At 69.7% G+C, this 6,344-nt stretch carries 7 protein-coding genes and 1 pseudogene; 7 read left to right on the top strand and 1 reads right to left on the bottom strand.

What is annotated here, in order from left to right; all coding sequences use genetic code 11:
• The 5 genes and pseudogenes from G3I41_RS11195 to G3I41_RS11180 all read left to right on the top strand — a co-directional run.
• Window positions 1-458 (top strand): annotated as a pseudogene (locus G3I41_RS11195) (DUF371 domain-containing protein); the annotation flags it as partial.
• A 334-nt stretch (window positions 459-792) separates the two neighbouring features.
• The gene (locus G3I41_RS36350; protein WP_203600732.1) at window positions 793-957 is read left to right on the top strand and encodes a hypothetical protein; all 165 of its coding nucleotides are present in this window, start codon (window positions 793-795) and stop codon (window positions 955-957) included.
• 9 nt (window positions 958-966) lie between these two features.
• Window positions 967-1,260, top strand: coding sequence for a Dabb family protein (locus tag G3I41_RS11190; protein ID WP_164400049.1), 294 nt, complete (start codon window positions 967-969; stop codon window positions 1,258-1,260).
• Between the two features lie 251 nt (window positions 1,261-1,511).
• Complete coding sequence (locus tag G3I41_RS11185) at window positions 1,512-2,399, top strand: RNA polymerase sigma factor SigF (RefSeq protein ID WP_164400048.1); 888 nt, start codon at window positions 1,512-1,514, stop codon at window positions 2,397-2,399.
• A gap of 234 nt (window positions 2,400-2,633) precedes the next feature.
• Window positions 2,634-3,500, top strand: coding sequence for an RNA polymerase sigma factor SigF (locus G3I41_RS11180; RefSeq protein ID WP_164400047.1), 867 nt, complete (start codon window positions 2,634-2,636; stop codon window positions 3,498-3,500).
• A gap of 174 nt (window positions 3,501-3,674) precedes the next feature.
• On the opposite strand, the gene G3I41_RS11175 is transcribed toward G3I41_RS11180, so the two are convergent.
• Window positions 3,675-3,887 (bottom strand): hypothetical protein, encoded by a 213-nt coding sequence (locus tag G3I41_RS11175; protein WP_161208819.1) that lies wholly within the window; start codon window positions 3,885-3,887, stop codon window positions 3,675-3,677.
• Between the two features lie 248 nt (window positions 3,888-4,135).
• Here G3I41_RS11175 and G3I41_RS11170 point away from each other — a divergent pair, with 248 nt between their 5' ends.
• On the top strand, window positions 4,136-4,657 hold the full coding sequence (locus tag G3I41_RS11170; protein WP_164400046.1) for a MarR family transcriptional regulator: 522 nt from the start codon (window positions 4,136-4,138) through the stop codon (window positions 4,655-4,657).
• A gap of 23 nt (window positions 4,658-4,680) precedes the next feature.
• Window positions 4,681-6,344, top strand: a 1,664-nt coding sequence (locus G3I41_RS11165; protein WP_239081581.1) for an MDR family MFS transporter, incomplete at its 3' end; no start/stop codon positions are given.

The following is a 6,344-nucleotide window of genomic DNA, read 5'->3' as shown; positions in this document are numbered from 1 at the left end:
TGGGCCGGACCGACCGCCGGGCGCTCGCCGCCCCGCCGCACGCGGAGCTGCTGCGTACGGCACCGGCCCCCGTGGTGTTCCGGGCGCCCGCCGCCGACCTCGGCGCGCTCGCGGAGGTGCTGGCCGGGTCCGCGGAGGACCGCCGGATCGCCGTGCCGGACGGGCATCCCGATCTCGGCCACGGGGTGAGGTGGCTGCCGCTCTCCGAGGCGGTGGCGGCCTTCGCGGGCGAGGAGGAGGGCGTGTTCGTCCTCGCGCCCCCGCAGCGTGCCGCCTGGAACGTCGACCTGCGGCCCCTGGTCCCGCTGCTGGTGGAGCAGGGGGTCACCGCGCGCACCCTGAGCACGGTGCTCCGCCCGTTCGGGATCAGCCGACGGGACCTGTACGACGCGCTGGGCGATGCGCCGGCCTCCCGGAGCAAGGGCTCGCGGAACGAGGAGCGCGGCGAGAAGAAGTAGGGGGAGGGGGAAGCGGCATCGGGGGGATGTGCCGCTTCCCCCGGTCACGGGGTCTGCCGCTCCTTGCCGCGGTCGGGGGAGGCCACGGCATGGGTCCCCGGCAGGGGTCCCGTTCCCGGCCCCTCGGAAACCGAGGAGCTCACCTTCCATCCTGCCTCGCCGGGCCCCGTTCGCGGGCGGACCAAGGGCCCTTGTGCGCGGGACGTTGGTCCCTGACCCGCAGTGGACGGCACGTGACGGAAACGGCAGGCAGATCCGCGCATGCGTGTGGATAGACTCGCCCGACCGCACAGGGGATCGAAACCGCAGGGGATCGAAGGGGAGTCAGGGGCTGATGGCGCAAGCGAGGAAGATAGCTCTCTACGTGATAGGCGTCTTCGTGCTCTACACGATCATCAACTCCCCCGCCCGGGCCGCGGACCTGGTGCAAGTAGGGTTCGAGGGCATCGCGGACGCCGCGCAGAGCGTCGGCGACTTCATGTCCGAGCTCGTCAACTAGGGGAACCGCGTGATCCGCCATCTGGTCCTGTTCAAGCTGAACGACGGCGTCGAGCGGGACGACCCGAGGGTCGTCGCGGGTGCGGAGGCGTTCCGGGCGCTGGAAGGGACCGTTCCGGAGCTTGAGTTCTGGGAGTGCGCCTGGAACATCACCGACCGGCCGATCGCGTACGACTTCGCCATCAACTCCGCGGTCGCGGACGAGGCCGCACTGAAGCGCTACCTCGAGCATCCCGACCATCAGGCGGCCGCCGGTCAGTGGCGTGCGTTCGCCACCTGGGTGATCGCCGACTACCCGTTCTGACGCCTTCGGCCCTGCGAGCCCCTCACCGTGACGGTGAGGGGCTTTTCTATGTCCAGGACCCGCTGGACGCCCGGCGGCCGTTTCAAACCCGGGAGAGGTCAACACGGCGCTATGGGGTGCTTGCGCATAGTGGTCATGTCTTGTGATGCTATGACCGCTTTTGACGGACGGATTGACCGAAATTGACCGCAAGCCGTAGTTGTCGACCGCGAAGGGGTGGCGTCATCGTGCCGGCCAGTACAGCGCCTCAAGTGCCTCCCCAGGCCCACCAGGCGGCACCGGCCGCCCCGCCCGCCGGGCCGTACGCCCCGCCGCCGGGCCAGGCGCAGACGACGGTCCACGAGACCCCCGACGAGACGGCCGCCCCCGCCCGCTCCCGGACCGCCGACACCAGGGCGCTCACCCAGGTGCTCTTCGGGCAGCTCAAGAACCTGGAGCAGGGCACCACGGAGCACGACCGGGTGCGCACCGCGCTGATCGAGGCCAACCTTCCGCTGGTGCGGTACGCCGCCGCGCGGTTCCGCAGCCGGAACGAGCCGATGGAGGACGTCGTCCAGGTCGGCACCATCGGGCTCATCAACGCGATCGACCGGTTCGACCCGGAACGCGGTGTGCAGTTCCCGACGTTCGCGATGCCCACCGTCGTCGGCGAGATCAAGCGGTACTTCCGGGACAACGTGCGCACCGTCCACGTCCCCCGCCGGCTGCACGAGCTCTGGGTGCAGGTCACCGGCGCCACCGAGGACCTGACGACCGCGCACGGCCGCTCGCCCACCACCGCGGAGATCGCCGAGCGGCTGAAGATCTCCGAGGACGAGGTGCTGGCCTGCATCGAGGCCGGGCGCTCGTACCACGCGACCTCGCTGGAGGCCGCCCAGGAGGGCGACGGGCTCCCCGGCCTCCTCGACCGGCTCGGCTACGAGGACCCGGCCCTCGCGGGCGTCGAGCACCGGGACCTGGTCCGCCACCTCCTCGTACAACTGCCCGAACGGGAGCAGCGGATCCTGTTGCTGCGGTACTACAGCAACCTGACGCAGTCCCAGATCAGTGCCGAACTGGGTGTCTCCCAGATGCACGTGTCAAGGCTCCTGGCCCGGAGTTTCGCCAGACTCCGATCCGCAAACAGGATCGAGGCGTAACTGAAACGGGTAGACCGTTCCCGAGGCGTTTCCCCGGAACCAAAAGCCTCACACCCCTTGTTAACTGCGCAGACTCCCCCTGGACTTGTCGACAAGTCACTACAGCGCGTTGCCGACATGTGACATTCTGCGGGAAGTGAGTTTGCCGCAGCCCCGCCTCCGGTATTCAGGTGGAGGCTGCGTTCCTCCGATGGTCGTGGCCACTGCGACCGTCCGCGACCTCAAGGGGGTGGCATGTCCGTAGAACAGGGCAGCTCGAAGGTGCTCACGCTCGACAAGAGCGAGCCCGCACCCGTTGCGCTCACCAGCTCGCCGGAAGCCATCGACACCCGCACGCTCTCCCGCTCCCTGTTCCTGCGGCTCGCCGCACTGGGCCCCGCCCCGGGCCCCGGAGGGACCGACAGCCCGGAGCGTGCCTATGTGCGGGACACACTCATCGAGCTCAACCTGCCCCTCGTGCGGTACGCGGCGGCGCGGTTCCGGAGCCGTAACGAACCCATGGAGGACATCGTCCAGGTCGGCACCATCGGCCTGATCAAGGCGATCGACCGCTTCGACTGCGAACGCGGCGTGGAGTTCCCGACGTTCGCGATGCCCACCGTCGTCGGCGAGATCAAGCGGTTCTTCCGGGACACCTCGTGGTCGGTGCGGGTGCCGCGCCGGCTGCAGGAGCTGCGGCTCGCCCTCACCCGGACCAGCGACGAGCTCGCGCAGAAGCTGGACCGCTCGCCGACCGTCCCGGAGCTGGCCCGGGCACTCGGGGTCTCCGAGGAGGAGGTGGTCGACGGCCTGGCCGTGGGCAACGCCTACACCGCCTCGTCGCTGGACTCGCCCGCCCCCGAGGACGACGGCGGCGAGGGGTCGCTGGCCGACCGGCTGGGTTACGAGGACACGGCGCTGGAAGGCGTCGAGTACCGCGAGTCGCTCAAGCCGCTGCTGGCCAAGCTCCCGCCGCGCGAGCGCCAGATCATCATGCTGCGGTTCTTCGCCAACATGACCCAGTCGCAGATCGGCGAGGAGGTCGGCATCTCGCAGATGCACGTCTCCCGCCTGCTGACGCGTACGCTCGCCCAGCTCAGGGAAGGGCTGATCGCGGACTGAGCGCCGCCGCGAGAGCCCGCTCGCACGGCCGCCGAGGCGCACCCTCGGCGGCCGTGCGCGTTCCCGTACGCCCGCGCCCGCGAACCGACAGCGCCGCCCCCTCGCGGGTCGGCGAGGAAGCGGCGCGGAGGCGGATGCGGGTCGGAGCGCGGACGGGACGCTGGACGGGTCGGGTCAGCCGAGCGCGAGCCAGGCGACCGCGCCGAGCACGATGACCACCGCGACGATTCCGGCGATCAGTCCGGTCCTCGGCCCGGAGGAGACTGCGGCGGGCTGCTGCGCGCGCTGCGGTTCGCCCTCGTCGACGAAGGCGCGGAACATCTGGGTGCTGCCGGCCGGGTCGTAGGAGCCCTCGGGACCCTGCGGTGCGTGGGGATTGTGTGCCATGTCGCAGGACCCTAGCGAACTCGGGCGAACGGCCCAACCCCCGGGCGTCGCCCACCGATCCACCACCCTGTGGCACAGACCACATCACCCCCTCCTCTACCGCACACACTGCGGGTTTGACCAGCACCCGGCGTACCCTTTTGCGTTCCTTTACTTCCGCAAGCCCCTTTTCGTTTGCCTGCAGCAACCAACGGCTTCTATGGTTGCCCTAAGCAACAAGATGACCGGTGAGATTGTCTGGGGGTCCCGTGGCCGCACGGAGTCAGTACGAAGAACTGGCCCGGCAGCTGAGCGCCATCGGGGCCGTCAAGAGGGGTCTCGCCCGCATCCTGCCCGCCGAATGCCCCGGCGGCTCCGCCGCCGTGCTGACTCTGCTGAGCCGGCACGGGGAGATGCGGATCAGCCGGCTGGCCGAGCTCCTCGCGGTCGACATGTCGGTGACCAGCCGGCACGTCGCCCACGTGGCGGAACGGGGCTGGATCGAACGGTTCCCGGACCCGGCGGACAGGCGCTCCCGGATCCTGCGGCTGACCCCCGCGGGTGAAGGAGTGCTGGAGGACCTCTCCCGCCGGTCGACCGAGATGTTCGCCTGCCATCTTCAGGATTGGTCCGACGACGAGGTCGGACAGCTCAACACGTTGCTTGCCCGGCTGCGCGACAGCTTCTCCTGTCGCGGCACCGGAGGGTGCGCCTCCGGAAAGCACAGCGGCGACTGCCGCTCCCGCCGGGACGACAGCCATGACGGCTCGTACACCCGTACACCCGCGTAACAGAAGCAAAGACAAGGACTTACATGGCTACGACCACACCAACCGGTGTGCGGGGCGGCCACGCCAAGCACGGGGGCCACGACGCCTCCGACGGCACGCCGATGACACACCGGCAGATCATGGAGGCACTCGCCGGGCTGCTGCTCGGCATGTTCGTCGCGATCCTGTCGTCGACCGTCGTCTCCAACGCCCTTCCGGAGATCATCTCCGACCTGGGCGGCGGCCAGAGCGCCTACACCTGGGTCGTCACCGCCTCGCTCCTGGCGATGACCGCGACCACCCCCCTGTGGGGCAAGCTCTCCGACCTGTTCAGCAAGAAGCTGCTGGTCCAGATAGCCCTGATCATCTACGTCGCGGGCTCGGTCGTCGCCGGTCTGTCGACCAGCAGCGGCATGCTGATCGCCTGCCGTGTGGTGCAGGGCATCGGCGTCGGCGGTCTCTCCGCCCTCGCCCAGATCGTGATGGCCGCCATGATCGCCCCGCGCGAGCGCGGCCGTTACAGCGGCTACATCGGCGCGGTCTTCGCCGTCGCCACGGTCGGCGGCCCGCTGCTCGGCGGTGTCATCACCGACACCAGCTGGATGGGCTGGCGCTGGTGCTTCTACGTGGGTGTGCCGTTCGCGGTCATCGCCCTCATCGTGCTCCAGAAGACCCTGAAGCTCCCGGTCGTCAAGCGCGAGGTCAAGGTCGACTGGACCGGCGCCTTCTTCATCAGTGCCGCCGTCTCGCTCCTGCTCCTGTGGGTGACCTTCGCCGGCGACAAGTACGACTGGATGTCCTGGCAGACCGGCGTGATGCTCGCCGGCTCCGTGGTCCTCGCGCTGCTCTTCGTCTTCACCGAGTCCCGCGCCAGCGAGCCGATCATCCCGCTGCGGCTCTTCCGCAACCGGACCATCACGCTCGCCTCGCTCGCCTCGCTGTTCGTCGGCATCGCGATGTTCGCCGGCACCGTCTTCTTCAGCCAGTACTTCCAGCTGGCGCGCGGCAAGTCGCCGACGATGTCCGGTGTGATGACGATCCCGATGATCGGCGGTCTGTTCCTCTCCTCGACCATCTCGGGCCAGGTCATCACCAAGACCGGCCGCTGGAAGGCATGGCTGGTCAGCGGTGGCTTCCTGGTCACCGCCGGTCTCGGCCTGCTCGGCACGATCCGCTACGACACGACGTACTGGCACATCGCCGTCTTCATGTTCGTGATGGGTCTCGGCATCGGCATGATGATGCAGAACCTGGTGCTCGCCACGCAGAACCAGGTGGACCCGAAGGACCTCGGTTCGGCCAGCTCCGTCGTCACCTTCTTCCGTTCCCTCGGTGGTGCGATCGGCGTCTCGGCGCTGGGCGCCGTCATGGCGAACCGCGTCACCCACTACGTGAAGGACGGCCTCGCGGACCTCGGCCCGCAGGGCGCGGCCCTGGGCCACGGCGGCACCGGCGGCGGGGGCATCCCCGACCTGGACAAGCTGCCCGCCCCGTTCCGCACGGTCATGGAGGCCGCCTACGGGCACGGTGTCGGTGACGTCTTCCTCTACGCCGCTCCGGCCGCGCTGCTCGCCTTCCTGATCACGCTGTTCATCAAGGAGGTCGCGCTCAAGACGCGGGCCGTGGGCGACGCCCCCGCGCCGGCCGACGCGCCCGCCGAGGCCCCCGCCGACACCGTCACCGGGGCGGTCGCCGAGGGCGCCGCCGG

This window comes from Streptomyces sp. SID9727 (genome assembly GCF_010550605.1).
Taxonomy (GTDB): Bacteria; Actinomycetota; Actinomycetes; order Streptomycetales; family Streptomycetaceae; genus Streptomyces.
This window is presented reverse-complemented; position numbering and strand designations above follow the sequence as displayed.

What these genes read in the sequence shown, in the direction of transcription:
- G3I41_RS36350 (WP_203600732.1), top strand. Translation starts at nt 793, where the DNA reads ATGGCGCAAGCGAGGAAGATAGCTCTCTACGTGATAGGCGTCTTCGTG.
- G3I41_RS11175 (WP_161208819.1), bottom strand. Translation starts at nt 3,887, where the DNA reads ATGGCACACAATCCCCACGCACCGCAGGGTCCCGAGGGCTCCTACGAC.
- G3I41_RS11180 (WP_164400047.1), top strand. Translation starts at nt 2,634, where the DNA reads ATGTCCGTAGAACAGGGCAGCTCGAAGGTGCTCACGCTCGACAAGAGC.